This window comes from Mesorhizobium sp. KACC 23794, from assembly GCF_052180275.1.
Classification (GTDB): domain Bacteria; phylum Pseudomonadota; class Alphaproteobacteria; order Rhizobiales; family Rhizobiaceae; genus Kumtagia.
In genome coordinates, this window is sequence record NZ_CP197465.1 from 2,511,318 (window position 1) to 2,537,170 (window position 25,853).

Genomic DNA, 25,853 nt, shown 5'->3' on the forward strand with positions numbered 1-25,853 from the left:
TCCTCGCTACATCGTTGATGCGGCTGGATAATCCGCGCCGGCTGTCGGCGCGGTCGCTGCGGGACGGATGAGATGGCGACCGCCTTGCCTACGGAAAGAGCGCGTCCTGCGTCATTTCGAGATGTAGCAAAGCGCCGTCATAGGGATGCGCGTCGCATACCGCCTCGTCGAGTTCGACGCCGATGCCGGGCTCCTTCGACGGGATGACGCGGCCGTCCTGCCACTCGATCTTCTTCTTCAGCAGCGTCTCGTGGAAACCGTCCCACTGCTTCAGGGATTCGAGGATCAGGAAGTTCGGCAGCGTCGCCGCCAACTGGATGTTGGCCGCCCCGACGATCGGCCCGCAATAGCAGTGCGGCGCGATCTGGATGTGGTAGGCCTCGGCCATGGCGGCGATCTTCTTGGTCTCCAATATGCCGCCGGAGCGGCCGAGGTCGGGCTGCAGGATCGTGGCGGCACGGTTCTCGATGACGCGGGCGAACTCGAATTTGGTGGTCAGCCGCTCGCCCGTGGCGATCGGAATCGACGTGCCTCGCGCCACCTCGGCCATGACCTCGGGCATATCCGGCGGCACGGGCTCCTCGAACCACAGCGGATCGTAGGGCTCGATGGCGCGCGCCATGCGCAGTGCGCCGGAGGCGGTGAACTGGCCGTGCGTGCCGAACAGAATGTCCGCCCTGGTGCCGACCGCCTCGCGGATCGCCTTCACCATGCGGGCCGACAGGTCGATGTCATAGAGGCGTGGCTGGTGGCCGTCATAGACCGTATAGGGGCCTGCCGGGTCGAGCTTCACTGCATTAAAACCCTGGCGCACATATTCCAGCGCGCAGGCGGCGGCGAGGTCGGGATCGTTATAGACGTTGACCGGCCCGGCCTCCACCGGAACGACGCTGCCCGAATTCGGATAGAGATAGGTGTAGGTGCGCAAAGTCTCGTGCACCTGTCCGCCGAGCAGCTTGTAGACCGGCTTGTTCGCCTCCTTACCGATGATGTCCCAGCAGGCGATCTCCAGCGCCGAGACGCAGCCCATGACCGAAATGTCCGGGCGCTGCGAGAAGCCGGAGGAATACGCCCGGCGGAAGAAGGTCTCGATATCGTGCGGGTCGCGGCCGACGAGGTAGCGGCCGGCCAGATCCTCGATCATGCGGGCTGTGACATGCGGGCCGAAGGTGGCGCTGTAGGCTTCGCCATAGCCGACGACATTGGAATCGGTGGTCAGCCTGACGAAGATGAAATAGCGCCCGCCGATGCCCGGCGGCGGATTGCCCACGACCCAGGTCTTTACGTCGGTGATCTTCATCGGATGCCCTCAGCCGTCATATGTGATCCGCCAGCACCAGTTCCGCGCCTTTCCAGCCGGTCATGATCGAGGGCGCGTTGGTGTTGCCGGAAATATTGTCGGGAAAGATCGATGCGTCGATCACGCGCAGTCCGTCCAGCCCATGCACCTTCAGCCTCGGGTCGACCACCGATGTCGCGGGGTCCGGCCCCATGCGGCAGGTGGAGACGGGATGGTAGACCGTGCCGGAACGTTTTCGGAAATCCAGGATCAGGTCCTCGTCGGACGTGATCGACGGGCCGGGCATGACTTCTCTGACGATAAGGTCGGCCATGGCCGGTTGCGCAGCAATTTTTCGCACGAACTTCACCGCCGCCAGCATCTCGGCGACGTCCTCGTCGGTCGAATAGGCGTTGGCGACGATCTTTGGATAATCGCGCGGGTTGTTCGAGCGGATCATGATCTCCCCGCGGCTGGTCGGGCGGCAGTTGGAGAGGCCGATCGAAAAGCCCGGCCAGTTGTCCGGCGTCAGGATCGGGCGCTCGCCCGCCTTCGTCTTCACCGTGGAGAATGCCTGGAAGTAGAGCTGCATGTTGGGGCGGGGCAGCGCCGGGTCGGTGCGGAAGAAGCCGCCGCCGGCATTCATCGACAGCGACAGCGGCCCGGTGCGCAGCAGCAGATATTGCATGCCGACCAGGAGCTTGCCCCACCAGGGCCGCAGCGTCTGGTTCAGCGTCGCCTCGCGTCCCTCGAACGTGTAGTTGATGCCGACATGGTCCTCGAGATTGCGCCCGATATTCTCGTTGGCGTGCACGATGTCGATGCCCAAGTTCTTCAGGTGGTTTGCCGGGCCGACGCCCGACAATTGCAAAAGCTGCGGCGAGTTGATCGAGCCGGCCGACAGGATCACTTCGCGGCCGGCGCGGACCGTCTGGCTTGCGCCGTTCTGTTCGTATTCGATGCCGACGGCGCGTTTGCCCTCGAAAATAATCCTGGTCGCCAGCGCGTTGGTTTCTACGCGAACATTCTTCCGCTTCATCGCCGGGCGCAAAAAAGCGCGCGCCGCCGACATGCGGCGTCCGTCGCGTGTCGATATCTGATAGACGCCGACGCCTTCCTGGGTCTCGCCGTTGAAATCCGGATTCAGGGAAAGCCCGGCCTGTCCGGCGGCCTCGAGATAGCGGCCGGTGAGCGGATGCACCAGCTTCGTGCAGTCGGTGACATGCACCGGGCCGCCCTTGCCACGCAGCCGGCTGGCGCCGGCCTCGTTGTCCTCGATCGCCTTGAAGGCGGGCAGCAGGTCTTCAAAACCCCAGCCCGGATTGCCCTGGTCGCGCCACGCATCGTAGTCGGCCGGATGGCCCCTGATCCAGACCATCGCGTTGATCGAACTCGAGCCGCCTAGCACCTTGCCGCGCGGCCAGTGGTCGACATTGCCGGCCAGCCCCGGATCGGGTTCCGTCTTGTAGTTCCAGTTGACGGCCGGGTCATAGAAGGTCTTGCCGTAGCCGAGCGGCATCTGCACGTAGAAGCGCCGGTCGGAGCCGCCGGCCTCCAGCACAAGCACTGAGAACCGTCCGCTGGCCGACAGGCGCTCGGCGAGCACGCATCCCGCTGAGCCGGAGCCGACGATGACGAAGTCGTAGGTCTGCATGAAAGCGTCGGGATCCGGATGGCGGCTACCCCGGCAGCTTAGCGGCACTGCGGGCGGACGGCAGCCGGGTCTTCCGGCATCGGCTGTGAGAAAAGCGACCGGCAAACCGCGTTGACCGTTGCCCGCACGGCGGCTAGGCAATCGTCATCACCGCAGAAGAGGGAGCGCGATGGTTCACTATGCGAACGGGCAGGAGCCTACGGGCGAGCTCACCTTGCGCACGCTGGCGATGCCGTCCGACGCCAATGCGGCCATGGATATCTTCGGCGGCTGGGTGATGGCGCAGATGGACCTTGCCTGCGGCATCCGCGCCGCGGAGCGTGCCAAAGGCCGCGTCGTGACGGCGGCGGTCAAGGAGATGTCCTTCGCCAAGCCGATGAAGATCGGCGACACGCTCTGCATCTATACGCATGTCACGCGGGTCGGCCGCACCTCGATGACCTTGAAGGTCGAAGCCTGGGCGCAACGCTATCTGAGCGATGTGATGGAGAAGGTAACCGACGCCGATTTCATCATGGTGGCGCTGGATGCGGAAGGCAGGCCGAAAGCGGTGCCTGCGGAGTAGGGCAGTAGGGCAGTAGGGCAGTAGGGCAGTAGGGCAGTAGGGCAGTAGGGATATCTGATCCTGGCATCTGCTTGGCACCGGAAACAAGCGGCAGACTCGCCGCGATCCATTGACCGGCGTGCGTGGCAGCGCTCCGCTTCTCCCTACTGCCCTACTGCCCTACTGCCCTACTGCCCTACTGCCCTACTGCCCTCGTTATCTTCCCACTCCACCTCGACATGGCCCGTCACCTTGTCGAATCGCTCGCGGGCGCGGGCGACGCGCTCGCCATTGCGCCGCGCCCATTCGGCAAGCGCGGTGACCGGTTCCAGCAACTCGCGGCCGAGATCGGTGAGCTCGTATTCGACACGCGGCGGGATCGTCGGGAACTGCTCGCGCACGAGGAAGCCGTCGCGCTCCAGCCCGCGCAGCGTCGTGGTCAGCATCTTCTGCGATATGCCGCCAACCGCCCCGCGCAATTCGCTGAAGCGCATGCGGCCGCCGCCCAGCTTGGTGACCACAAGCACGGTCCATTTGTCGCCGACGCGCTGAAGGACGCCGCTGACCGCGCGGCAATCCTCGCTGAGATGCAGGTGCCTTGGTTTCAAAAAAGTGCCTCCTTGCGGCATGCCCGCCCGGTAACCTAAATAGTGTCGGTATCCCTAAGATACCAGATTTCAAGAGGTCACCTGCTATGTCTAAACCGAAAATCGCCTTAGTGATAGGCTCGACGCGCGCCAACCGGTTCGCCGACAAGCCTGCCGAGTGGTTTGCCAAGCTCGCCCGGGAAAACACCGACATCGAGATCGAAGTCGTCGACCTCAGGGATTTCCCGCTTCCCTTCTTCGACGAGGTCTCGTCCTCGCTCTACGTGCCCTCCAAGAGCGAGGTCGCGCAGCGCTGGCAGGAGAAGGTGGCGGGTTTCGACGGCTTCATCTTCACCGCCGCCGAATATAGCCGCGGCCCGACGGCCGTGCTGAAGAACGCGCTCGATTACGCCTATACCGAGTGGAACAAGAAGGCGGTCGGCTTCGTCGGCTACGGCGGCGTCGGCGGTGCGCGGGCGATCGAGCAGCTTCGCCTGCATGCGGTCGAACTGCAGATGGCGCCGGTGCGCAATGCCGTTCACATCGTCTGGGCCGACATGGCGCAGGTCATGAACGGCAGCAAGAAGCTGGAAGATTTCGAGCATCTCAACCAGGCTGCCAAGGGCCTGCTCGCCGACATCGCCTGGTGGTCGAAAGCGCTGAAGACGGCCCGCGCCGCGGATGCTTCCGCGCTGGAAGCCAGGGCGGCCTGATCGCTGCGGGTCCCGCCGGATTTCATAATGCCCAGGGGGAGCGGCCAGCCAGCCGCTCCTTTTCATTCGAGCGGCGTGCACAAACGAAAAACCCGCCGACCCTTTCGGGGCGACGGGCTGTTGCCTGGGTGCCGAAGCACCACGGTACTCAATACATCACCGCAGGCTTCCGACAATGGTGCCATGTGGTGAAATTTGCCTTAATTCACGGCTGTTTATCCCAAAGTCCATTTACCCTGCGTAAGGCGGGCGAGACAAAAAGAGAGTGGTGGGGGAGCCGCAGGCAACAAAAAAGCGGGCCTAAGCCCGCTTCCCTCGTTTCCGTATCCCGAAACGCCGCCGGTACATTCATGGTCGGCGAACCGTCGATCGGATCAATTCAACCGCCCCGCCGAGGAACCTTGACCTCGTATCCCGAAGAACATTCGACCCGGTGTTGGAGCAACCGATGTCGGGTAGATAGGGGCAGACTGCGTTCAAAACAAGGCCGGAAGCCGAAATGCCGGATTTTTCCGGAATCGATTCGGAGCGGGGCGCTCCTTGCACCGGGCGGCGAGACCCGGCTCGACGTCCTCGGCTGCCGGATGATGGCGTTGAGAAACCGATTCAACACGTTGCCGGTTTGATTCGCTTCATCGCCACAAATCACTGATTTTGATAAAAAATCCGGCCTAGCCGGCGCGCCGGTGCACGCCGGGCAGTTTCGAGGCGATCACCTTGTCGATGCGGCGGCCGTCGAGGTCGACGACCTCGAATCGCCAGCCCTGTGCGTCGACGCATTCGCCGGTCGCGGGCAGGTGGTGCAGTTGCGACAGCACGTAGCCGGCGACCGTCTCGTAGTCGCGGTTTTCGGGGATGTCGATGCCCAGATGATCGCGCATCTCGTCAGCCGGCATGTAGCCGGCGAGCAGCCACGAACCGTCCTCGCGCTGCACGGCCGAAGGCTCCTCCTCGGCCTCAAGGTCGGAGCGGAACACGCCGGTGATCGCCTCGAGAATATCGGCCGGCGTGACGATGCCCTCGAAGTGGCCGTATTCGTCATGGACCAGCGCCACAGGCACTTCCGATTCCTTCAGCGTCGCCAGCACGTCCAGTGCGTCTGCCTGGTCGTGGACGATCGGCGCCAAACGGATGTGCCGCTTTATGTCCAGCCGGTTTCCGGCAAGCATGGCCGCAAGCACGCCGCGCGTCTGCACCACGCCGACCATCGCGTCGACCGACCCTTCCGCCACCGGCAGGCGCGAATGCTCGGTCTCGGTGATCGCCTTGCGGATCGTCGTCTCGTCCCAGGCAAGGTTGATCCAGTCGACGTCGGTGCGCGGTGTCATCACGGCGCGCACGGCGCGGTCGCCGAGCCGCATGACGCCGGCGATCATGCGCCGCTCGTCCGATTCGATGGTGCCGTGGTGCTCGGCCTCGGCGACCAGCATCTTGATCTCCTCGTCAGTGACCTTCTCTTCCGACTGGCCCTTCTGGCCGAGCAGCCAAAGCACCGCGCGGCCCGAAACATCCAGCAGAAACACCAGCGGCGCGGCGATTATGGCGAGCAGCGACATCGCCGGGGCGACGCGCGACGCGATCCCCTCGGGATTGCGCAACGCGATCTGCTTGGGCACCAGTTCGCCGACGATCAGCGAAGCGTAGGTGATCACCGCAACCACGATGCCGACGCCCAGCCAGGCGGCGATTCGCTCCGGCACGCCAGCCAGTTCCAGCGAATCGGAAAGCCGCTCGCCAAGCGTCGCGCCGGAAAAGGCGCCGGACAAGACACCGACGAGCGTGATGCCGATCTGCACCGAGGACAGGAATTTGCCTGGATTGGCGCCGAGCTTCAGCGCGCGGTCGGCGCCCTTGACGTTGCGGTCGATCATCGCCTTCAGCCGCGCCGGGCGCGAGGAGACGACTGCAAGCTCGGACATTGCCAAAAGGCCGTTCACACAGATGAGGACGACCACGATGCCGATTTCAACATAAAGCATGGATGCTGCTTAGCATCCGCCGGGCGCCCTCGAAAAGGCTCACTCGACGTTTGTGCTGCCTTGCGGCGAAGAAGCCGCGGTTGCCGTATCCGGCACAAGCACGCCGATCTTGATCATGCCGTCGGTGAAATAGGGATCGCCGCCGCCATTGCGGCCGGTCGTCGTCTTGCCGATACCCATCGATTCGTCGACGGAGGAGATGGCTTGCACGGCCTGCAGCGCGGCGATCACATTGTCGCGCTCGGCGTCGACGTCCGGTCCGATGTGATGGGTGATCTGGCCGGTATCGTGGCTGAAGCCGACGCCGCGGTCGAAGCTCGCCGAGCCCAGCCAGAGCGGCCGGCCGTCATTGTCGAGCACCGCGGTCTTCCAGAAGCGGACATGGTGGCGTCTGTCGGCGCTTTCGCCGGCCAGCTTTTCGAAGGCCAGGTCCTGTCGCCTGCCCTCATAAAGCAGGGTGCTGACCGGCGCGTCGTCATCGGGCCGGTCGAGCGCGACGCTGAGCCCGATGTCGATCGAACTGCGCAAGGTAATGGGATCGGCTGCACTCCATCCCGCCTTGGCGAAGGCGCGCAGCACGTCTTCCTTCGTGCCGATGAGACCGACGTTGATCGGGTCGCCCGGAATGCCTTGCGGCGTGGTGGTCAGGAAATTGCTGATCCGGTTGGCGAGGTGGCGATCATGCACCGTCCAGAATTCGGGCAAGGCGAAATAGGCAACGGCGCCATAGGCGATGCCGAGTGCGAGCAGCGCTGAAAGCGTCGCTGAAACCTTTTTCCGGCGCATTGTTCCCATCCCCGTGCGCGGAACAGAATAGCGAGGAGATGCGGCGACCGAAAGCCGGCTCAAAGCCGATCCGGCCTGCCTCAAATCTTTATTCCAGCCTGTCTCAGCCCGCCCACCCAGCGGTCGACCTGATGCGGGTCGCGGTAGGGCAGGGCGCCTTTGAGGTGTTCGACGGAAAAACCCGGATTGACTTCGAGCACCTCGCTCCAATAACGCCGCGCCTCGTCGTGCCGGCCGGTCAGACCGTAGAGGCAGGCCAGATAGAAGCGCGTCATGTCGGAGCGCGGGGCGAGCAAAAGCCGACGCTTGAAGGCGACCTCAGCTTCATCGTAGCGTCCCAGAGCCAGGAGCGCGCGGCCGAGGAAATTCAGCGCCATGTCGAATTGCGGGTCGAGCCGGTGGGCGCGGGTGTAGAGCGCCACTGCATCTTCATGGCGGCCCTGGAAGTCGCGGATGTTGCCGAGGCCGGTATGGGCGTCGGCAAGACTGGGGCTGAGTGCGATGGCGCGCTCCGCCGCCGGTTCGGCCTCGTCGAGGTGCTTCATCCAGGAAAGCGCCAGCGCCAGCGCGATGTGGCCCTGCGGCTCGGTCTCGTCGGTGACGATCGCCTTGCGGGCCAGTTCCAGCGCCCGGTCGAGGGTTTCGGACGTGGCCCCGTTCCACTGGTTGGCGTAGTCGGCGAAGGCGATCATCGACAGCCGCGCATAGGCGAGCGCGATCGTCGGATCCAGCTCGATCACATGCTCAAGCATTTTCCGCGCCTCGACCGCCGTCTCGGGCGAAAGTTGCAGCACCGTCTGGCGCGAGCGCACCAGGAGGTCGTAGGCGGCCGGATCGACCTTGGCGTGCGCCCCGCGCCTTTGCGCCTCGCTGGTGGTAAGCTTAACCTTCAGGGCTGTGACGATGGTCCGGGTCACCTCGTCCTGCACCTCAAAAATGTCCTCGATCTGGCGGTCGTAGCGCTCGGCCCAGAGATGGCCCCCGGTGGTGCCGTCGATCATCTGGGCGTTGATGCGGATGCGGTTGGCGGCGCGCCGCACGCTGCCCTCAAGCACGTAGCGGACGCCGAGCTCGCGGCTGACCTTGCGCACGTCCGGGCTCGTGCCCTTGTAGGCGAAGGACGAATTGCGGGCGATGACGAACAGGCCCGAGACCTTCGACAGGTCGGTGATGATGTCCTCGGTGATGCCGTCGGCGAAATAGCCCTGTTCCGGGTCGCCGGACATGTTGTCGAAGGGCAGCACGGCGATCGACGGCCGGTCGGGCAGCGACGGCGGCTGTTCCAGCGATGGCAGGGGGGCGGCCACCACGGCCCCGTCCGGCGACCAGCTCCAGATGTGCACGGGCCTCGCGATGTTCTTGACCTCGTGATGGCCGCTGTCGGCGAAATCGATGCCGATCCGCCCGTCCACATACTGGTGCACGTTGTCCGAGATGGCGACGCCGCCGGGCGTGGCCAAGGTCTCGATGCGGGCGGCCAGGTTGACGCCGTCGCCGAACAGGTCGCTGCCCTCGACCAGGACGTCGCCGAGGTTGACGCCGACGCGCAGCACGATGGCGCGGCCTTCGGGAACGCCCTCGTTGGCGGACGCCATGGCGCGCTGCAAGGCGGCGGCGCATTCGACGGCGTTGACGGCGCTGCCGAACTCGATGAAGACGCCGTCGCCGGTCCGCTTGAAGATGCGGCCGAGATGCCGTTCGACGAGGGGATCCAGCACCTCCCGCCAGCGCGCCGTGAGCCGCGTATGCGTGGCCGTCTCGTCGCGTTCCATCAGCCGGCTGTAGCCGACGACATCGGCGGCCAGGATGGCGGCGAGCCGGCGTTGGATCTGTTTGTCTGCCATTCGCGCGAGCGCCTTGCGGGTCTGCTTTGTAAATCGATCGGCGCGCGCCTCCAAGCCTATTCGCAACGATGGCCGGGAGCCTGCGATGTAGGTGTGGCTTACACGACGCACCGACATCCTGTGCGGCGGTGCGAATATTTCGTCCGCATCATAGACAAGGACGCTCGCAGTTTTTCGCAGACGGAATGGACCTCCTGGTTGTGGGAACCGGGCAGCTACTGGATGGAAGTGCCTGTCAGATCGATGCAGATTCGATCGAGCAATGCCATTTCTTCCGGATGGCGCTTGCCGTCGGCATCAATGACCTGAATGGCGGCATTCAGGAATTTCTGGAGTGCCACTACTTCGAGGTTCAACATCGATGCCAAGGCCCGTTCGATCGCCTCGACAGTAGGTCGCACGCGACGGACGTGGGAGCCCAAAGATGCGATTTCTTGGTCGCTTAGGAGTATTCCCGCCGCCTCTATTTTCCGCGCCTGATATCGCGCCGCCGCTGTTGTTTCCGAGGTCACCACGGAGCCATCAGAATGAGATAACGCGGCCAACACGACAACCTCGTCACGCACCGACGCCAATATCTCCGCCCACCTTTTGTCAGCGTGCTTGTCAACGATAATTCTTCCCGTTGACAGCGACATTCCAAAGTTCTCAAAGAGAAATCGCGGAACGTCTTCGTGGACTTCACCGTTGTAGTCAACGCAACATTGAATGCGATCGACTCGAAATTGACGCATCTGCCGGCGCTCATGGCACCGGGCAAAAAGAGATGGTGCGCCACCTCGACCTGCTATTATATTGTAGACAGTGATCCGACGACTTGAATTATTGCCCGATGAATCAATGTATTCGATCGCGAATGATTGGCCTTCAGCGTAACCGAGAAATTTGGCTTCGGTGTCAATCGGGTCATCATTGTCCGGTAACGCGACAACAACTGGTGCTTCGGGTATCCCCTGTGCTTCTACGTGCCTCACGAGCAGGTCGACCAAAATTTTTGCTGACATTCTTTCATCCCCTCAGATGCCTGCCGTCATATTATCGGAGAGCCGCAAGAGAATTGCAAGTCATGCCGATAATGAGGGGGATTATACTATTTCCGTCGATCCAGATGTAAATTGAAGCCGATGGATGTTGAAAAGAAAACGTTTCCTAAATGCGTTTTGCAATAATCCCACGTTTCATGGGGATTCAGCCTACTTGCAAGCGACGTAGCCGTTCCTGCGCTGCATGATGTCGAAATGGAAATGGTCGGCGTGGTCGGCATTGTAGCCGGGGCCGAGCACGGTGGTGAAATAGTCGCAGCCGTCCTGCCGCACCGTGTTCAAGAAGCCGCGCTGGCGGAAGGCGAACCAACCCGGCTTGCGCACGTCGATGTCCTTGCCGTTGTTCAGCTCGATGCGCATCACGTCGAGCGCGTTGCCCCGCGAATGCTGCGAGGGCGTGCCGCGCGAGCCGCGGATGTTGCGGCAGGAATAGCTCGATCCCTGGTGGATCGTCTTCACGCCGGAGAGATAACGCCAGCGGGCGGCGGGCACGAGTTCCTTCTTCGTCCAGCGCGAGAAGGTGGCCGCCATCGAACAGCTCAGCGTTGCGGCCGGCTTCATCTCGACGCTGCCGATCGCCGAGACCCGGACAGGCCAGTCGATGCCGCAATTGCCCTCGTGGATCGGGTCGACGTCCCGGAATTCGACGCCGAGACGCTTCAGGTCGCGACGGCAGGCGACCTCGTCGGACGGCATGACCTCCATCGGTTCGGCAGGCACTTCGAAATGCGGATAGGCGGCGAGGGTGGGGTCTGCCGGCTCCTGTATTGCCGGATCGGCCGGAATGACGACCATCGGATCGGCCGGGGCGACGGCTATCGGGTCGGCTGGGGCCGGCGGTATCGCTTCGGCCGGAACGGATGTCATCGGAACGGCTGCCGGCACGCCGGCGGTCTGGACGCCGACATCGACATCCGGCCTGAGCGACATGACGCTCTCGGTGGAACAGGCGGTGGCGAGCGCCGAAAGGACACCCGCCGCGCAGGCGCGCCGAAGCGCGCGCGAAGCAAGAATGCGCATCGAAAAATCCCTGACCCGTCAGCCTGGGACTCTATGCGGCAAGCGTAAAGGAAAGGTCAGCGCTGCCGTTCATGCCTGCGGCGCGATTGTGGCCGGGGGACGCGCCAGTGAATGATCTGATTCCGGAAGCTGTCGTATCTGCCTGCGAAACAACGGATTTATCGGGCGGCATCAATCTTTGCGTCCGTCCCGGCCACTACTCGCACACCGTGCCGCCATGCTTGCGCGGGGCGAGGTCGAGATGCAGGTGCGTCTCGTGGTCGGCGTTGCTGCCGGGGCCGAGCACCGTCTTGAATGGCCCGCAGGCCGCTTTTCGCACCGCGCCGAGAAAGCGGGCCTCGCGTTCCTTCGGGCGCAGGATGACATCCACCGCCTTGCCGCCGGAAAGCCCGAAGCGGGCGATGTCCAGCGCATTGCCGAATGCGTGTTCCGACAGTTTTATCGTGCCGTTGCGGGGGCGGCAGACATAGGCGGATGCCTGCGAGATCGACGTGAGTTCGGCTTCGAATTCACGTTTTGCCGCCGGCGCGATCACGTCCTTCGTGAAGGCGGCGGCAGCCTCCGCCATGGCGCAATTCATCAAAGCTTCCGGTTCGAGCACCACCCCCTTGCCGAGGCTGCGCACCGACATCGGGTAGGGCAGGGAGCACCCGTCCTCGCTGCTCTCGGCGGGGCGATCGGCAAACTCTACGCCGAGTTCGCGCAAGCGTTGCCGGCAAGAAATCTCGGACGGCGGCATGAATTTCGACGGGCTCTCACCCGACCGGGGGTCGGGTTCGTAGGCAGGTTTGGGCAGCACGTCTTGTCCGCTGGCCGGCGGGTGCGGATCGCTGGGGAGTGGTGCTTTCGCAGGCGTCTCGGCGGGTTGGGGAGCTTCCGGCGGCAAGGGTGCGGTTTGCGGCGTGGCGGGCTCGGATCGTTCGACCGGTTCTTTCACGGCAGGCGTCTCGGCGGGTTTACCGTTCTCGCCCGAAGCGGCCCCGTCGGGCCGCGCCTCCGGAACGGGCGTGTCGCCAAGATGTTCGGGCGGGATGTTGCCAGCCGGCGGTGGGTGGACTTCGGGAGCGGTTACCTTGTCCGGCAGTTCGGGCGTCTCGGCTAAGGATGTCGATGCCGAAAGGGCTGCGATGCAAAGAACGGCGGTCAGCGCCAGAAATTTTTGCCCATCCATTGCAGGTCAACGGCGGTTGGGCAGTTTGGTTGCCGCGTATCGAGGGCGGATGCCAAGCGGCTTTATAGCGCCGGCTCAGGCGCCGATCGCCTCCAGCCCTTCCTCCAGCCAGTCGCCCAGCATGGGCATGCCCATCAGGTATTTTGCGGTGCGCTTGTTGCCGCGCTCCTTTGCCGCCGTGACGGCGTCGGTCCATTCGGCGGCCTCGTAGTCGCCGCGCCCGATCCAGGCCAGCGCGACAAGCTCGGCCGCCTCGTCGACATTCAGATCGTTGATGAGTTCGCGCAGTTCCTCCTCGGTCAGGTTCTCGACCTCTTCCTCCGCCAGCCCGTCATGGTGGTGGTTGTCCCTGCCGTTGCCGTCGAACTCCACCTCATGGTCCTGGCCGTCCTCATAATCCTCGTTGACGGCGGCGCTGATCGCCTTGGCCTTTTCGATGAAGATGCGGACGGTATCCGGCCCAATGGTCAGGTCCCAGTCCTTGTCGAGCTTCCTTTGCACGTGCGGTCTCCCTGCGATGCATGCGCGATGATACAGAAATTGCGCGCAAGGTCACGCCCGGCAAGCATGCCCGGTTAACGGCGTGCGGATTGACAGGCGGCGGGGTTCGCCCGAAATGGCGCGTTTCCCAAATCATGGTGCCAAAATGAGCCTGATCCTGTCGCCGAAAATTCTGCCGATCCTGATGCTTGTCGCCTCGAACGTCTTCATGACCTTCGCCTGGTACGGGCATTTGAAGTTCAAGGCCTCGCCGCTCTACGCCGCCGTCCTGTTTTCGTGGGGCATCGCCTTCTTCGAATACTGGCTGGCCGTTCCGGCCAACCGCTGGGGCAGCGCCGTCTATTCGGCGGCCGAGTTGAAGACCATACAGGAAGTCGTCACGCTCGTTGTCTTCATGGTGTTTTCGGTATTGTATCTTGGCCAGAGCATCACGTGGAACCATGTGATCGGTTTCGCGATGATCTGCGGCGGCGCGGCCTTCATCTTTCGGGCCTGACCGCAGATTCCAGCGAAGGCCGGAAAGAACCGGAAATCCGCCAGCGTTGATGCCCGTATAGGTTCAATGATCATCCCGAGGAGAAGGCAGATGCAATACCGTTATGCCCTGATCGTCGCTTCCGCGCTTTTGTTGGCCCCGCTTGCCGTCGGTCCGTCCCTGGGGGCGGGCGGTGGTGGAGACAGCAGCGGCGGCAGCAGTGGTGGAAGCGGAAGCGGGGGCGCAAACACGCCCAAATGCCCAACCGGCAAGATCTACGACAAGAAGACGAAAAAATGCGTCACCCAGAAGAGCGGCGCCGTCGACGACGACACCATTTACTGGACCGGACGGAAGCTCGCCCAAACCGGCAGCTACGACGAGGCCATCAAGGTGCTCAGTCTCGCGCAGAACAAGAACGATCCGCGCATCCTCAACTATCTCGGCTACTCCCACCGCAAGGCCGGCCGCGTGCTCGTCGGCCTCGGCTATTACGAAGAAGCGCTGCGGGCCGACCCGAACTACTACGTCGTCTACGAGTATCTCGGCGAGGCGCATCTGCAACTCGGCGATGTCGCCGCGGCCAGGAACCAGCTTGCCGAGATCGAGAAGCGCTGCGGCGTTTCCTGCGAGGAATACAAGGAACTCGCCGTTCAGATCGACGCCTTCAAGGGGTGACCTACAGGGGACAGTTTACTTTCTTTCGGCAGAAAGGCGCAGCGGGTCAGAAGTCGCGCAAGCGGAAAAAAGTTAACTGTCCCCAGCAACTTACCGGCACTTAATCCGCCCGCGACAGGCGGATGATCGCCCCGTCGCGTTCGTCGGTGAGAAGCCAGATCGAGCCGTCCGGCGCGATATTCACGTCGCGGATGCGGCCGAATTCGCCGTCGACCAGTTTTGTCTCCTTGCCGATCGCGCCGGAGGCATCGAGGTCGAGATGCGCGAGATAGGCGAATTTCAGCGACCCGACCAAAAGGTCGCCCTTCCATTCGGGGAACATCGCGCCGTCATAGACGGCCATGCCGGATGGCGCGATCGACGGATCCCAGTAATGCAGCGGCTGCTCGTAACCAGGGGCTTCGCTGCCGACGCCGATCTTGTCGCCGGAATAGTCCTTGCCGTAGGAGATGACCGGCCAGCCGTAGTTCTTCCCGGCTTCCGGCCGGTTGATCTCGTCGCCGCCCATGGCGCCATGCTCGACCGTCAGCAGCGTGCCGGTCGCCGGGTCGAGCGCCGCCCCCTGCACGTTGCGATGGCCCTTCGACCAGAGTTCGGGGAGCCAGCCTCCAAGTTTCGGATTGTCGGCGGGGATGGAACCGTCCGCATTGATGCGGATCACCGCGCCGGCATGGTCCTGCATGTCCTGCGCCCGCTCGCCTTCGCCCCGGTCGCCGGTGGTGACGAACAGGGTGCCGTCCGGCGCGAATACCAGGCGCGAGCCGAAGTGCCGGGTCGTGCCGCTCTTTTTGTTCATCGAGAAGATGGTCGTCACATCTTCCAGCCGCGCCGCATCGCCGTCGCGTACCAGCCGCGCTCGCGCCACGGCTGTGCCCGCGCCGCTGGAACCGGCCTCCGAGAAACTGAAGAACACGAGGTTGTCGTCGGCAAAACCCGGCGAGACGGCGATATCCAGCAAACCGCCCTGGCCACGTGCCGCGACTTCCGGAACGCCCCTGACCGGTTCGGACAGTTTGCCGTCGACGAACAGCCTTATCCGTCCCGTTCGCTCGGTGACGATTGCGCCACCACCCGGCAGGAAATCCAGGCCCCAGGGATTTTGCAGGCCGTCTGCGACCGTTTCGGCGTCGATGTCGACCGCTTGCGCCGAAGCTGGAAGCCCGGCGGTTGCGGCGAGAATTACGGACAGGATGGCGGCGGCGCATTTTCTAGAGCTTTGCATACAGCCGACTTAGGCGACCCGATGTCGGGTGCAAGTCCGGGCGCCCGGCTTCTCGCCGAATGCCTGTTCACGACTGAGTGAGGGAATCCGGTGCACAAATTCCTGACCTGTGAGCCGCGGCATTTTTTGTCGTGAAAATCGCCCGAACATTGCTATATTGAGCCGGAATGAGCTGAGAACGGTTCGATGCCAAGGCTTGCGGACCGTTTTCTTTTTTTGCCTGTACCCTTGTCCGCCGCGCTTGGCGGAGGAGCAGGCAGTATACCGGGGACGGAAAGGCCGTGTTGAAATGATCAAGGTTCCGATGACTGCGGGTGGATTCACGTCGCTCAAGGAAGAGCTGCGCTGGCGTCAGCAGGAGGAACGTCAACGCATCATCGAGGCCATCTCCGAGGCCCGCGCCCATGGCGACCTCTCGGAGAATGCCGAATATCACTCCGCCAAGGAGGCGCAGAGCCTCAATGAGGGCCGCATCAACGAACTCGAGGATCTGGTGGCGCGCGCCGAGGTCATCGACATCTCGAAACTGTCGGGCTCGACGATCAAGTTCGGCGCGACCGTCCAGTTGGTCGACGAGGACACCGAGGAGACCAAGACCTACCAGATCGTCGGCGACCAGGAGGCCGACGTGAAGTCCGGCCGCATCTCCATTTCCTCGCCCATCGCGCGCGCGCTGATCGGCAAGGCTGTCGGCGACTCCGTCGAGGTCAACGCGCCCGGCGGGCCGCGCGGCTATGAGATCGTCAAGCTGAGCTTCGTCTGATCGCCGGCCGGACCACTTTCGAATGAGCGGGTCCGCGGGACCGTCCGCGGACGCAGGGTCGGTGCCCGATATGTCGCGCGTCGAAGTGATCGCGCCGAACTTCAAGCAGCGGCTGTCCGGCGTCACCAGCACGATAGTGCAACTGGTGCCGCTGCAGGCCAGCACGGTCGGCATCGCGACGCTCGGTCCCGGCCTGCCGGCCGGGCTGCCGAAGTTGCGCTGGTGGCAACTGCCGTCGCTGTGGCGCCGGCCTGCGTCCGGCCGCAAGCGAATCTGGCATGCGCGCCGCAACGTCGAGATGATCGGCGGCATTTTTCTGAAGCACGTGCTGCGCATGCCGCTGCATCTTGTCTTCACATCCGCGGCGCAGCGAGACCATCGCCCGTTCACCAAATGGCTGATCCGGCGCATGGAGGCGGTGATCGCCACCAATGTGCGTTCCGGCTCCTTCCTCGACGTGCCACATACGGTGGTCATGCACGGCGTCGACCTCGAGGCCTTCCATCCGGCGCGCACGGCCGACGACACCTTTGCCGCCTCCGGCCTGCCCGGCAAATACGCCGTCGGCTGCTTCGGCCGGGTGCGGGCGCAGAAGGGCACGGATCTGTTCGTCGATGCGATGATCGCGCTTTTGCCCGGCCATCCGGACTGGACAGCGGTCATCACCGGCCGCGTCACCGCCGAGCACCAGAATTTCGCCGACGAATTGAAGCGCCGCATCGCTGCCGCCGGGCTGGAGAAGCGCATTCTTTTCCTCGGCGAGGTGCCGGACATAAAAGCCTGGTACCGCCGGGTTTCGCTTTACGTGGCACCCTCGCGCAACGAGGGTTTCGGGCTGACGCCGCTGGAGGCCATGGCGTCCGCCACCCCGGTTGTGGCCAGCGACGCCGGGGCCTATGCAGAGATGATTGTCGAGGGCCGCACCGGTTCCGTGGCGGCTGCCGGCGACGGCGTGGCGCTGACGGCGGCGATCGGCCGCTATCTCGACAATCCGGAAATGGCGCGGGTGCACGGCGAAGAAGGGTTGGTCCAGGCACGCGCATGCTTCCGCCTGGAGCGCGAGGCAGCCGCCATCGAAAACGTCTACGAAACGGTCTGGGCGCGGGGCGGATGAAAGCCGAAGCGTTCATCATCCATCTCGGGCGGGCCGAGGCGCGCAAGGTCCAGGTCGACCGGCTGGCGGTCACGCTGCCACTGCCAGTCAATATCGTCGACGCGGTCGACGGGTTGGCGCTGCGGGACGACGAGATCGAGGCGGCCTATCGCCGCTATCTCTATAGTCCGCGCTATCCGTTCGTGCTACGCAAGGCCGAGATCGGCTGTTTCCTGTCGCATCGAAAGGCCTGGCGAGCGATCGTCGACGGAGGGCTCGATGCCGGGCTGATCGTCGAGGACGATGTCGAGCCCATCGAAGGGTCGTTCGGGCCGGCGCTGGCGCTGGCCATCAGGACGATCCGGGCCGGCGACTACATCCGGTTTCCCTATCGCAGTCATACCGACAGCGGCGCGGAGGTCGCCAAGGCCGGTGAGATGACGCTGGTCGAGCCGATGCATGTTGGACTGGGGATGCAGATGCAACTTGTCGGCCGGCAGGCGGCGGCTGAGCTTCTGAAGATGACCGAGACATTCGACCGGCCGGTCGACACGACGATTCAGATGCGCTGGCTGGTGAAAATCCGCATCTTGGCCGCGCGACCGCCGGCGGTCCGGCAGATCGGGCACCTGCTCGGCGGCACCATCGTGCAGAAGAAGGCAAAGCCGCTGGGTGAGGTGCTGTCACGTGAGATCAAGCGGGCGTGGTACCGGCTGGCGTTGCGCAGGCGCAACGCCAAGCAAAGGACTGGGACCTGAGAGAAAGGCCGAAACGGCTTTCCCGGGTATCAGATCGGCTTCCAGCCCGGCTGAACCTTATCGGCTTCCGCACGCCAATCGTCGCCGTAGTCGACATCTTGCCAGTCCTTGAACCAAGGGCCGCCGCTGGTGAAGTGAACCGCATTCGGATAGCCGGAAGCCGGCTTTTCATTCCAGCCTTCAAGCCAGTTCCACTCGATCGGCAACTCGCCGATTTCTTCATCGGCCGCCCATTGCATGCGATGCAGATAAGCGCCGCTCTCCCTGTTGATCACATCGGGCGTCAGCTTTTGGGTCGAAGGATGTTCGCAGTTGAAAAACATAAAGGAAGACCAATTCTTACGCGGGTAGGCAGTCTGGACCTTGCCATCCATCTTCACGGTATCCTTGGGCTGATAGTCATGCTGGGCGCAAAGAACCGCCTTGAAGGGGTCGCGGTAGGTCAGGAGTTCGGCCACGTCGCCGAAAAACAGAAAGTCGCAGTCGCAAAACAGCGCCCACCCCTTGTAGCCTGCGAGGTACGGGGTGAAGAATCGCGAATAGGTGAACTCGGTCGAGGCGAGCGGATCGACCTCCCTCGTGTAGAGGCCCTGCTCGACGAGAGCCTGCACCTTGATTGGAACAACCTCTACCGGGATGCTTGCGCGCTTGAGGAGTGAGTGCTTGGCAACGTCGTACGCTATGGGCTCTCGCGAATCCCAACCGACGAAAACTTTCAAATTATCGCTCATGGCAATCCTCTTGACCGTCTCATTTCCCGCGGGGCAATAGCCGCTTGATGCAGCTTATTCAATCATTGCCGGCACCAGTCGGTTGATAAAGCGATACCCGATGACTAGAGGGGGCTCAGAGTTGTCGGGGCAGCGATCGGCACCATGGGCATGTCTAAACGGGTCAGCATTGTAGGCAACGGCCCGGTGGGGGCCGGTTCGGGCGCCGCGATAGATGCCGCGGACGTGGTCATCCGATTCAATGAACCGTGGCAGTTGCCTGACGAAATTGGTTCAAAGACTGACATTCTGTTTTTGGTGAATTCCGGCAAGTCGATGCAGGCCCGGCTTGCGAATGACCTTTACCTGGATTCGAAGCTGTTTCGGGAGGCCAAGGAGATCATTCTGCCGTACCATCCGTCAGTGATCGCGAAATATCACCGACGGCCAAATCTCCTTTCCTGGCTCAAGGGACGGCGGGCCGACTGGACGTGGCAGACGATCGAGGCATTGGGCAAACGGGGCAAACCGGTGACTGTGCTGCCGGCTTCCTCGTACGAAAAAAGTTGCGAAGAATTGGGCATTCCACGGACGCAGATGCAAAAACTCTTCCCAAGTACCGGATTTATCGCTATCCGCTACGCGCTGGACCGCTTTCTTTCGCCCGAATGGCATGTAGAACTCCACGGCTTCGGCTGGACGGGTTGGAAACGCCATGATTGGGAGCGGGAGAGAAGCTGGGTGAGGCGAAAGATCGAGGAAGGGGCGCTATCTCTCGGCTGATGTGCTGTAAACTAAGGCGTTTACTGCCATGGCTGCGCCATTCTTATCAACGTCTTTCCGGTAGGAGACAGTATGAATAAACTCATTTCCAGAATTCTGCGCACAAAATATATTCAGCAGTATTCGTCCTCTCCTGCGTTGAGGAGGGTTGCCAAGTACAGAATCCTAAAAAGGATTGCGAGGAAAAACGATTTCCAGATCTATAAGAAGAATTTGATATGGACGCAGGATGGCGATTTCCTTGAAGCCAAGGCCAGGGGAATTACGGGTATTCCTGACGACCGCTGCTTTGTGCTCCTCGAGATTGCAAGGCGAATGCGTTCGGTCACGGGCGACATAGCGGAATGCGGAACGCGCTTCGGCAGGTCGGCTTCCTTCATGCTGACCGGGTGTGGCCAACCTACTGATAAGTCGCTGTTTCTGTTCGATTCCTTCGAAGGCCTTTCCGAGCCTACATCGGCTGATGCAAAGGATGATGGAGAGACGTACTGGCGCAAGGGTGACATTTTGGCCCCCGTCGACATTGTGCAGGAGAATCTGAAGGACTACGGGAATGTGCATGTCATGAAGGGCTGGATACCCGACCGGTTCGCCGAGGTTGCGGACAGGTCTTTTTCACTGGTTCACATAGATGTGGACCTTTACCAGCCGACAATGGACAGTCTCGAATTCTTTTATCCGCGAATGACCAAGGGGGGATTCGTCGTTTGTGACGATTACGGATCCGAGAATTGCCCCGGGGCCAAGCGCGCGTTCGATGAATTTTTTCAGGACAAGCCACAGACCGTGCTGCATCTCCCGACCGGCCAGTGCATCGTAGCGATTTGATGCGGTTTGGTGATTTTCCGGGGAGACGAGATTTGGAACTTCGCGACCGCCGGAGTCGCAAGCATGGTGCTGGAAGAAAAGCCGTGATCACGCTGATCGACTGCCTGACCGGCAGGAGCCACGCAGCGCCATGACGCCGGACGCCGCGCGGCTTGGCGAGTTCATTCGCCGTCATCGTCGATGGCTCGAGCGGGGCGGCCTCCTCGACAGGCCTTGGCTTTTCTTTGCGTCCGCCCCTAACGCTACGCTCCCATCATCGTTGCCGCCGCGGACTGCTCACGTCTACATCAAGTTCTCGGGGTTTGCGGGGCAGGCCCGCGGCCTTCCAGAGCCGGACCTTATCCTTGTGAACGATCACCATATCGATCGGCAGACGGCAGGTCTCCGCTGCCATCGTTTACTCGCGCTGACCAGCAAGGACAGAAAGGTCATCGCTGATCGTTTTTGGCACCGAATCCCTTTCCTTGAGCCGCGCCTGATGCATTTCAGCGACAGTGAGCGCGACCTCATCTGCGGCGCGGTTCTCGGCGACGTGTTCAGGGGTGTGGGCGGGATGGTCCGGCCCTCGAACGGGATTGCACTGATTTGCTACGCAACCCTTTTTGATATTCCGAAGATCATCGTATCCGGAATGTCACTCACCGACGATGGCCATTCCAATCCTCATCGCAAGAAGTTTCAACGCCTGCACAAGGAAGAGGATCAAGCCTCGTTTGCGTATCTTGCAAAGCGTTTTCCGTCGCTTTCAACCTCCGAACCGGAATTGTCGGCGCTGACCGGCGTCCCGCTTTTTCAGGGGTGAGGAGAAGCCATGGACCGTGCTGCATCTCACGATGGACAGCGTGTTTGATCAGACTAGCCGACAGCCTGCCATAATTTGATGCCGGCTTCGGCCGCCAAGTCCGGTTCGGTCGTAAACACGTCAGGTCTCGTCTTCAGGTGGGACAGGACCAACGCGTCCTCTTCGACCTGCAAACGAGTCTTGACGAGGTTGGTGTAGGAATGGCCCTGCTTAGTCAGGGAGATGCCGCAGAGCACGATCTCCGGAACCCCTACAAAAAGGGCATAGCAGGCAGCGGCTATGCCATTGCTGGCCTTGCCGATATCCCCCGTGCCCCGGACACCTTCGCCTGCCACGATATCGACCAGAGCGTCGCGCTCGGATCTCGTGAGCTTCATGACGCTGTCGACCTGGACCTGAGGCATCATCATGAGGTTTATCTTCAGGACCCAACTCGGCCTGGTATGATACCAGAGCAGGCCGCGCGTATTCAGGGTGGGATGCTCGTCCCAGGATTTGCTCTTCTTGCGGATGGTCAAATCCGCCCGCCCGAGGCCGAGGGACTTCGCGGTCAGCCCGGCATTGTTTATGTCCACGCGCGCATGGGTCGAGAGAATCCCTTCCGGGATAGTGGGGGATGGCGCGGCGCCCAGAATGAGCCACGGCTTGTCGTATATGCCGAGAGACGACAGCCATCTGCGTTGACGGTCGCGAAAGTTCGACCACCGAGCGATCTCGGATGGTTTGATGTTCCAGTCCATGCCAGCCATATTCCGATCAGAGCCGCTTTGAAGCGGGGCCTCGATTGCGTGAGCTCATCTCGCTGATCAGATCGGCGATACGCTGAGCTTCGTTCGGCGGCGTGTAGCTATAGGGTTCTATGCTTCCCTCGAACGGTCTTGTCAGGCCGTGCGTCTTGCCCATGTCGGTGTGGAACCATTCGAATTCATCCAACTTTTTGCAAGGCGTCTTTGCCAAATCGAAAATGTAGACCGGGCGGCCCGTAGTCAGCGCTTCGCACGTCATCGTGATCGTATCCTTGGTGATGAGGAATGCGTCGGCGGCCGCGAGGAACTCCGAATATGGATTGTGGCCCGTATTGTCCCAGACGACGACGTTGTCCGAGCGCAGATCAAGCAATTGAGATAACAGCGAGGGCGGGGAGCGACGCGAGGTCGAGATCAGCAGCCGCCAGCCCTCGCCTGCCAGTCCACGAATCGACTCGACCAGATGCTCCAGCGTCGGCCGGTCGAAATGGTAGGCGCCATTCGGGCCGCCGACCAGCACCGCCAGCATCTTCTGAGCTCCGTTACCCCATTTTTCCCTGGCCGAGGGCCGGGCGCCTTCCAGTGCAGCGGGCGTGAATTGATGGGGCGCACCCAACATCGGCCGAAAATTCGGCGATTTCGCCTTCTCCTCCGTCCAGTCATGCCGCGGAATAAAGGCCAGATCATAAAACTTCGAGAATTTGAGTTGCGGCGTCTGAAGATGCACGGTGAAAGGGCGCTTGCGGCATGCTGTGGCGATCGCGAGGACGTGGCTGGGGGACATGCTCCCGCACGAAACGATGATGTCCGGCTCAGGCCCTTCCAGGTTTCGGTAAGGAGACAGAATTCCCTTACGCCAGCGCGGAAGTTTCTTCTCGATGATCACTCTGTGCGGAACCGGGTCGATCGGACGGCTGACGCCAAGACATTGCGTCAGAGTGCCGGCCTTGCGTTCGCTTACGGTCCAGATACGCATCGTGGAGATGATTTCCTTTAGTGGGATGGAGCTTCGAATCGGCAGATGTTCTGCCTTCGATTCATCAAAGCAGCAACGGTGAGAAGCTGGCGACGGCACCGTTTCCTGCTCGGGTCATCGTAGGAGCTGCCGGACGTGGTCCCATGCGTCACCATTTCTCAGTTCGGCAAGCGTCCATTGTCGCCATGCCATCTCGTTGCACCATTCGGATCGGTTCGGGCGCAAAATCGGTTCCGAGACCGAGTGCGACGCTACCGGATAAGCCAACGATCCGACATCGGTTATGACTGCCGGAATGCCGGCTAGAATTGCCTCGACGTCCGTCGATGAGTTGAAAGAGACCACGAACGATACCCGGCCGAGGTCGGATTGCAAGGTGCCCGTCGACAACTCGGCCCCCTGGGGACACGGGGTCGGCCGGTCCGGATGCGGCCGATAGACCACACGATGACCTGCGTTGCGCAAGAGTTCGGTTTGCGTGTTGACCCAGGCTTTGAAATCGGCGCCATGTAGCGAGACGTCGTTCTCGCCTTTCCCGATGATCAAGACATAGTCGCCTTCCGTTTGCTTCCAAGGCTTGAGGAAGTGTGCGAAATTTTTCTCCCATCTCTCGCCGCTATCGCCCGCCGGCGCGAATCTCCCGCGCCCGTTGAAGCCGTCCAAGGCGAGGCTGCACCAGTCGCGGCGGTTCGGCAGAAACCCTCGTTCCATCACCAAAACATGGCGTCCTGCCGACAGCATGCCTTCGATGAGACGGTGCTGTTTCCAGGACCAGACGACAGCGATGTCGCTGTTAGGGAGTTCATCCTTTTTCGCTTTCGACGTCGCTGCCCCGTGGCGCTCCATGCCCTTCCGCAGGGCATCGCCATACTCGTATTTGTAGCTGAGCGTGGACCACCGCTTCCAGGAGATCGGGAAAGGCCAAAAGGCTGGGTAGGTATGAAATGATACGCGAAATGCCATCCGACGCCTTCAACTCAAACGCGTCACTCGCGCGAATTGGAAAGGAATATGCGGTGCAATATCGCATTTTGCATGAGGATGGCTCCTAAAAATTGGTCGCTCGCCTAAATCGCCACCATCCCCTCATCCTTGACCTGGCGGATGGTGAGCGCCGTTCGCACCGTGTCGACATTGGGCGACGAAGTCAGTTCCTCGATGACGAAAGTCTGGAAGGCGGCGAGGTCGCTCGCCACGCAATGCAGCATGAAGTCGGATTCGCCCGAGACCATCCAGGCGTCGCGCACGATCGGCCAGGCGCGGGTCTTCTCCGCGAAGGCTTTCAGGTCACTGTCCGACTGGTGCTTCAGCCCGACGAGGCAGAAGGCGACGACGTCCATGCCCAGCGATTTGCCGTTGAGCAGGGCACGATAGCCTCGAATGATGCCGGCTTCCTCCAGCCGCCGCACGCGGCGCAGGCAGGGCGGCGCGGAAATGCCGACGCGACGCGACAGCTCGACATTTGTCATGCGGCCATCGTCCTGCAACTCCCGCAGGATCTTCCAGTCGATCGCGTCGAGGTCGGCCCTGATTGGCATGCAATGTCCCGAATGACGAAAACGCCGTAATCCTGCGTGCATAGACCAAAGAACCCGGCTGCGTCAGGTCTCCACCCTCGTATTTAGCCGCGAATCGTCATTTGTCTGGGGACTGCAAGCTTTCCGGGGACGAGCACCCACGCCGCCTTGCTGCACTGCCCGCCAGCACCTAGATTAGCAGCGTCTTTTCACCGCGCTTCATACGAATGCCATAAGCGGTATAGGGATTCTCGAAAGAAGGCAGTTCATGATCGCGAAACACGCGCCCGTCCTTATCATCGGCTCCGGTCCTGCGGGCTATACCGCCGCGATCTATGCGGCGCGCGCCATGCTGAAGCCGACATTGATCGCCGGCCTGCAGCAGGGCGGCCAGCTGACGATCACAACCGATGTGGAAAACTACCCAGGCTTCGCCGAGCCCATCCAGGGTCCCTGGCTGATGGGCGAGATGCTGAAGCAGGCCGAGTATGTCGGCACCGAGATCGTCAACGATATCGTCACGCATGTCGATCTCGATGTGCGACCGTTCCGGGTGAAAACCGACGCCGGCCTGACCTTCACCTGCGACGCGCTGATCGTCGCGACGGGCGCACAGGCGAAGTGGCTGGGCATTCCGACCGAGGACACCTACAAGGGTTTCGGCGTGTCGGCCTGCGCCACTTGCGACGGCTTCTTCTATCGGGGCAAGGATGTCGCGGTGATCGGCGGCGGCAATTCGGCGGTCGAGGAGGCGCTTTATCTGTCGCATCTCGCCAAATCGGTGACGGTCATCCACCGCCGCAGCGATTTCCGCGCCGAGCGTATCCTGCGCGAGCGGCTGGCGAAGAAGGAAAACGTCCGCGTCATCTGGGACACGGTGGTCGACGAGATCACGGGCCGGCCCGGCAAGGCGCCGCTGCCGCCGACGGCGGATGGGCTCAGGCTGCGCAACATCGTCACCGGAGCCGTGTCGCACCTGCCCATCGACGGCATTTTTGTCGCGATCGGCCACGCGCCGGCGACGGAGCTGTTTGCGGGCAAGCTCAAGCAGAAGCCGAACGGCTATCTGTGGACGGCGCCGGGCACCACCAACACGGACGTGCCGGGCGTGTTCGCGGCCGGCGACGTGGCCGACGACGTCTACCGCCAGGCGGTGACGGCTGCCGGGCTCGGCTGCATGGCGGCGCTCGACGCGGAGAAATACATCGCGAGCCTCGAAGAACATCGCGAAGCGGCGGAATAGACGGCGGCCTGCCGCTGCCGGGAGGTTTCGGCAGGCTGAAGGGGGTGGTTTCTAAGAACCGTTCGCGGTGCGGGGGCACGGAAGCAAACGGAAACGCCGACGGCCTGTTGCTTGGCCGCGGCGGCGTGAATATGGATT

At 62.3% G+C, this 25,853-nt stretch carries 27 protein-coding genes; 11 read left to right on the plus strand and 16 right to left on the minus strand.

The features are described 5' to 3' along the window. Positions 1–88: 88 nt before the first annotated feature. Both ACSBOB_RS12445 and ACSBOB_RS12450 read right to left on the minus strand, forming a co-directional pair. The gene (locus ACSBOB_RS12445) at positions 89–1,300 is read right to left on the minus strand and encodes a mandelate racemase/muconate lactonizing enzyme family protein (RefSeq protein WP_442582700.1); all 1,212 of its coding nucleotides are present in this window, start codon (positions 1,298–1,300) and stop codon (positions 89–91) included. A 16-nt stretch (positions 1,301–1,316) separates the two neighbouring features. Next, positions 1,317–2,933: a GMC family oxidoreductase gene (locus tag ACSBOB_RS12450; protein WP_442582701.1), complete on the minus strand. Its 1,617-nt coding sequence runs from the start codon at positions 2,931–2,933 to the stop codon at positions 1,317–1,319. A 169-nt stretch (positions 2,934–3,102) separates the two neighbouring features. Here ACSBOB_RS12450 and ACSBOB_RS12455 point away from each other — a divergent pair, with 169 nt between their 5' ends. Next, a complete protein-coding gene (locus ACSBOB_RS12455; protein WP_442582702.1) occupies positions 3,103–3,498 on the plus strand; it encodes an acyl-CoA thioesterase in 396 nt (131 codons plus the stop codon). Between the two features lie 167 nt (positions 3,499–3,665). On the opposite strand, the gene ACSBOB_RS12460 is transcribed toward ACSBOB_RS12455, so the two are convergent. Beyond that, positions 3,666–4,085, minus strand: a complete 420-nt coding sequence (locus ACSBOB_RS12460) for a winged helix-turn-helix transcriptional regulator (RefSeq protein ID WP_442582703.1) — start codon at positions 4,083–4,085, stop codon at positions 3,666–3,668. Between the two features lie 86 nt (positions 4,086–4,171). Here ACSBOB_RS12460 and ACSBOB_RS12465 point away from each other — a divergent pair, with 86 nt between their 5' ends. Next, a complete protein-coding gene (locus tag ACSBOB_RS12465; protein ID WP_442582704.1) occupies positions 4,172–4,777 on the plus strand; it encodes an NADPH-dependent FMN reductase in 606 nt (201 codons plus the stop codon). A 671-nt stretch (positions 4,778–5,448) separates the two neighbouring features. Here ACSBOB_RS12465 and ACSBOB_RS12470 read toward each other — a convergent pair. The 7 genes from ACSBOB_RS12470 to ACSBOB_RS12500 form a co-directional block, all read right to left on the minus strand. Continuing rightward, positions 5,449–6,756: a hemolysin family protein gene (locus ACSBOB_RS12470; RefSeq protein ID WP_442582705.1), complete on the minus strand. Its 1,308-nt coding sequence runs from the start codon at positions 6,754–6,756 to the stop codon at positions 5,449–5,451. A 39-nt stretch (positions 6,757–6,795) separates the two neighbouring features. Beyond that, positions 6,796–7,542, minus strand: coding sequence for an LssY C-terminal domain-containing protein (locus ACSBOB_RS12475; RefSeq protein ID WP_442582706.1), 747 nt, complete (start codon positions 7,540–7,542; stop codon positions 6,796–6,798). Between the two features lie 80 nt (positions 7,543–7,622). Beyond that, positions 7,623–9,386 (minus strand): adenylate/guanylate cyclase domain-containing protein, encoded by a 1,764-nt coding sequence (locus tag ACSBOB_RS12480; protein WP_442582707.1) that lies wholly within the window; start codon positions 9,384–9,386, stop codon positions 7,623–7,625. 215 nt (positions 9,387–9,601) lie between these two features. Next, the gene (locus ACSBOB_RS12485; RefSeq protein WP_442582708.1) at positions 9,602–10,390 is read right to left on the minus strand and encodes a WYL domain-containing protein; all 789 of its coding nucleotides are present in this window, start codon (positions 10,388–10,390) and stop codon (positions 9,602–9,604) included. 189 nt (positions 10,391–10,579) lie between these two features. Further along, a complete protein-coding gene (locus tag ACSBOB_RS12490; protein WP_442582709.1) occupies positions 10,580–11,449 on the minus strand; it encodes an extensin-like domain-containing protein in 870 nt (289 codons plus the stop codon). Positions 11,450–11,645: 196 nt separating this feature from the next. Beyond that, positions 11,646–12,620: an extensin family protein gene (locus ACSBOB_RS12495; RefSeq protein ID WP_442582710.1), complete on the minus strand. Its 975-nt coding sequence runs from the start codon at positions 12,618–12,620 to the stop codon at positions 11,646–11,648. 75 nt (positions 12,621–12,695) lie between these two features. Further along, the gene (locus tag ACSBOB_RS12500) at positions 12,696–13,121 is read right to left on the minus strand and encodes a DUF3775 domain-containing protein (protein ID WP_442582711.1); all 426 of its coding nucleotides are present in this window, start codon (positions 13,119–13,121) and stop codon (positions 12,696–12,698) included. A 145-nt stretch (positions 13,122–13,266) separates the two neighbouring features. Here ACSBOB_RS12500 and ACSBOB_RS12505 point away from each other — a divergent pair, with 145 nt between their 5' ends. Continuing rightward, positions 13,267–13,617 carry a DMT family protein gene (locus tag ACSBOB_RS12505; protein WP_442582712.1) on the plus strand — a complete coding sequence of 117 codons (351 nt, stop codon included), beginning with the start codon at positions 13,267–13,269 and terminating at the stop codon, positions 13,615–13,617. A gap of 90 nt (positions 13,618–13,707) precedes the next feature. Next, on the plus strand, positions 13,708–14,274 hold the full coding sequence (locus ACSBOB_RS12510; RefSeq protein ID WP_442582713.1) for a tetratricopeptide repeat protein: 567 nt from the start codon (positions 13,708–13,710) through the stop codon (positions 14,272–14,274). Positions 14,275–14,374: 100 nt separating this feature from the next. Here ACSBOB_RS12510 and ACSBOB_RS12515 read toward each other — a convergent pair whose 3' ends face one another. Further along, on the minus strand, positions 14,375–15,496 hold the full coding sequence (locus ACSBOB_RS12515; RefSeq protein ID WP_442582714.1) for a PQQ-dependent sugar dehydrogenase: 1,122 nt from the start codon (positions 15,494–15,496) through the stop codon (positions 14,375–14,377). A 289-nt stretch (positions 15,497–15,785) separates the two neighbouring features. On the opposite strand from ACSBOB_RS12515, the gene greA reads away from it, so the two are divergent. From greA to ACSBOB_RS12530, 3 genes are read left to right on the plus strand one after another with little or no spacing between them, the layout of a single operon-like run. Further along, on the plus strand, positions 15,786–16,259 hold the full coding sequence (greA, locus tag ACSBOB_RS12520) for a transcription elongation factor GreA (protein ID WP_396647811.1): 474 nt from the start codon (positions 15,786–15,788) through the stop codon (positions 16,257–16,259). A 22-nt stretch (positions 16,260–16,281) separates the two neighbouring features. Continuing rightward, positions 16,282–17,373 (plus strand): glycosyltransferase family 4 protein, encoded by a 1,092-nt coding sequence (locus tag ACSBOB_RS12525; protein WP_442582715.1) that lies wholly within the window; start codon positions 16,282–16,284, stop codon positions 17,371–17,373. Next, the gene (locus tag ACSBOB_RS12530) at positions 17,370–18,110 is read left to right on the plus strand and encodes a glycosyltransferase family 25 protein (protein ID WP_442582716.1); all 741 of its coding nucleotides are present in this window, start codon (positions 17,370–17,372) and stop codon (positions 18,108–18,110) included. Before ACSBOB_RS12525 ends, ACSBOB_RS12530 begins: the two co-directional genes overlap by 4 nt. Before the next feature lie 29 nt (positions 18,111–18,139). Here the strand turns inward: ACSBOB_RS12530 and ACSBOB_RS12535 are convergent, their stop codons facing one another. Further along, positions 18,140–18,841 carry a glycosyltransferase gene (locus tag ACSBOB_RS12535; protein WP_442582717.1) on the minus strand — a complete coding sequence of 234 codons (702 nt, stop codon included), beginning with the start codon at positions 18,839–18,841 and terminating at the stop codon, positions 18,140–18,142. 150 nt (positions 18,842–18,991) lie between these two features. On the opposite strand from ACSBOB_RS12535, the gene ACSBOB_RS12540 reads away from it, so the two are divergent. The 3 genes from ACSBOB_RS12540 to ACSBOB_RS12550 all read left to right on the plus strand — a co-directional run bounded on the left by ACSBOB_RS12540 (position 18,992) and on the right by ACSBOB_RS12550 (position 21,233). Continuing rightward, positions 18,992–19,603, plus strand: a complete 612-nt coding sequence (locus tag ACSBOB_RS12540; RefSeq protein ID WP_442582718.1) for a glycosyltransferase family 29 protein — start codon at positions 18,992–18,994, stop codon at positions 19,601–19,603. A gap of 72 nt (positions 19,604–19,675) precedes the next feature. Continuing rightward, a complete protein-coding gene (locus tag ACSBOB_RS12545) occupies positions 19,676–20,431 on the plus strand; it encodes a TylF/MycF/NovP-related O-methyltransferase (protein ID WP_442582719.1) in 756 nt (251 codons plus the stop codon). A gap of 130 nt (positions 20,432–20,561) precedes the next feature. Then, positions 20,562–21,233: a hypothetical protein gene (locus ACSBOB_RS12550; protein WP_442582720.1), complete on the plus strand. Its 672-nt coding sequence runs from the start codon at positions 20,562–20,564 to the stop codon at positions 21,231–21,233. 53 nt (positions 21,234–21,286) lie between these two features. Here ACSBOB_RS12550 and ACSBOB_RS12555 read toward each other — a convergent pair whose 3' ends face one another. The 4 genes from ACSBOB_RS12555 to ACSBOB_RS12570 all read right to left on the minus strand — a co-directional run bounded on the left by ACSBOB_RS12555 (position 21,287) and on the right by ACSBOB_RS12570 (position 24,493). Further along, a complete protein-coding gene (locus ACSBOB_RS12555) occupies positions 21,287–21,973 on the minus strand; it encodes a hypothetical protein (RefSeq protein ID WP_442582721.1) in 687 nt (228 codons plus the stop codon). A gap of 16 nt (positions 21,974–21,989) precedes the next feature. Further along, positions 21,990–22,955 (minus strand): mitochondrial fission ELM1 family protein, encoded by a 966-nt coding sequence (locus tag ACSBOB_RS12560; protein ID WP_442582722.1) that lies wholly within the window; start codon positions 22,953–22,955, stop codon positions 21,990–21,992. Between the two features lie 114 nt (positions 22,956–23,069). Then, complete coding sequence (locus tag ACSBOB_RS12565) at positions 23,070–23,918, minus strand: hypothetical protein (RefSeq protein WP_442582723.1); 849 nt, start codon at positions 23,916–23,918, stop codon at positions 23,070–23,072. A gap of 104 nt (positions 23,919–24,022) precedes the next feature. Next, positions 24,023–24,493: an Lrp/AsnC family transcriptional regulator gene (locus tag ACSBOB_RS12570; RefSeq protein ID WP_442582724.1), complete on the minus strand. Its 471-nt coding sequence runs from the start codon at positions 24,491–24,493 to the stop codon at positions 24,023–24,025. A 247-nt stretch (positions 24,494–24,740) separates the two neighbouring features. On the opposite strand from ACSBOB_RS12570, the gene trxB reads away from it, so the two are divergent. Further along, positions 24,741–25,715 carry a thioredoxin-disulfide reductase gene (gene trxB, locus ACSBOB_RS12575; protein WP_442582725.1) on the plus strand — a complete coding sequence of 325 codons (975 nt, stop codon included), beginning with the start codon at positions 24,741–24,743 and terminating at the stop codon, positions 25,713–25,715. The last annotated feature ends 138 nt before the right edge of the window (positions 25,716–25,853 follow it).

Bases quoted from the DNA above. Each gene is read 5' to 3' on its own strand.
- ACSBOB_RS12540 (WP_442582718.1), top strand. From the start codon at position 18,992: ATGTCTAAACGGGTCAGCATTGTAGGCAACGGCCCGGTGGGGGCCGGT.
- ACSBOB_RS12510 (WP_442582713.1), top strand. From the start codon at position 13,708: ATGCAATACCGTTATGCCCTGATCGTCGCTTCCGCGCTTTTGTTGGCC.
- ACSBOB_RS12550 (WP_442582720.1), top strand. From the start codon at position 20,562: ATGACGCCGGACGCCGCGCGGCTTGGCGAGTTCATTCGCCGTCATCGT.
- trxB (WP_442582725.1), top strand. From the start codon at position 24,741: ATGATCGCGAAACACGCGCCCGTCCTTATCATCGGCTCCGGTCCTGCG.
- ACSBOB_RS12470 (WP_442582705.1), bottom strand. From the start codon at position 6,756: ATGCTTTATGTTGAAATCGGCATCGTGGTCGTCCTCATCTGTGTGAAC.
- ACSBOB_RS12485 (WP_442582708.1), bottom strand. From the start codon at position 10,390: ATGTCAGCAAAAATTTTGGTCGACCTGCTCGTGAGGCACGTAGAAGCA.
- ACSBOB_RS12480 (WP_442582707.1), bottom strand. From the start codon at position 9,386: ATGGCAGACAAACAGATCCAACGCCGGCTCGCCGCCATCCTGGCCGCC.
- ACSBOB_RS12560 (WP_442582722.1), bottom strand. From the start codon at position 22,955: ATGCGTATCTGGACCGTAAGCGAACGCAAGGCCGGCACTCTGACGCAA.
- ACSBOB_RS12490 (WP_442582709.1), bottom strand. From the start codon at position 11,449: ATGCGCATTCTTGCTTCGCGCGCGCTTCGGCGCGCCTGCGCGGCGGGT.
- ACSBOB_RS12570 (WP_442582724.1), bottom strand. From the start codon at position 24,493: ATGCCAATCAGGGCCGACCTCGACGCGATCGACTGGAAGATCCTGCGG.
- ACSBOB_RS12515 (WP_442582714.1), bottom strand. From the start codon at position 15,496: ATGCAAAGCTCTAGAAAATGCGCCGCCGCCATCCTGTCCGTAATTCTC.
- ACSBOB_RS12545 (WP_442582719.1), top strand. From the start codon at position 19,676: ATGAATAAACTCATTTCCAGAATTCTGCGCACAAAATATATTCAGCAG.
- ACSBOB_RS12525 (WP_442582715.1), top strand. From the start codon at position 16,282: ATGAGCGGGTCCGCGGGACCGTCCGCGGACGCAGGGTCGGTGCCCGAT.
- ACSBOB_RS12455 (WP_442582702.1), top strand. From the start codon at position 3,103: ATGGTTCACTATGCGAACGGGCAGGAGCCTACGGGCGAGCTCACCTTG.
- ACSBOB_RS12505 (WP_442582712.1), top strand. From the start codon at position 13,267: ATGAGCCTGATCCTGTCGCCGAAAATTCTGCCGATCCTGATGCTTGTC.
- ACSBOB_RS12555 (WP_442582721.1), bottom strand. From the start codon at position 21,973: ATGGACTGGAACATCAAACCATCCGAGATCGCTCGGTGGTCGAACTTT.
- ACSBOB_RS12465 (WP_442582704.1), top strand. From the start codon at position 4,172: ATGTCTAAACCGAAAATCGCCTTAGTGATAGGCTCGACGCGCGCCAAC.
- ACSBOB_RS12530 (WP_442582716.1), top strand. From the start codon at position 17,370: ATGAAAGCCGAAGCGTTCATCATCCATCTCGGGCGGGCCGAGGCGCGC.
- greA (WP_396647811.1), top strand. From the start codon at position 15,786: ATGATCAAGGTTCCGATGACTGCGGGTGGATTCACGTCGCTCAAGGAA.
- ACSBOB_RS12495 (WP_442582710.1), bottom strand. From the start codon at position 12,620: ATGGATGGGCAAAAATTTCTGGCGCTGACCGCCGTTCTTTGCATCGCA.
- ACSBOB_RS12535 (WP_442582717.1), bottom strand. From the start codon at position 18,841: ATGAGCGATAATTTGAAAGTTTTCGTCGGTTGGGATTCGCGAGAGCCC.
- ACSBOB_RS12475 (WP_442582706.1), bottom strand. From the start codon at position 7,542: ATGCGCCGGAAAAAGGTTTCAGCGACGCTTTCAGCGCTGCTCGCACTC.
- ACSBOB_RS12450 (WP_442582701.1), bottom strand. From the start codon at position 2,933: ATGCAGACCTACGACTTCGTCATCGTCGGCTCCGGCTCAGCGGGATGC.
- ACSBOB_RS12565 (WP_442582723.1), bottom strand. From the start codon at position 23,918: ATGGCATTTCGCGTATCATTTCATACCTACCCAGCCTTTTGGCCTTTC.
- ACSBOB_RS12445 (WP_442582700.1), bottom strand. From the start codon at position 1,300: ATGAAGATCACCGACGTAAAGACCTGGGTCGTGGGCAATCCGCCGCCG.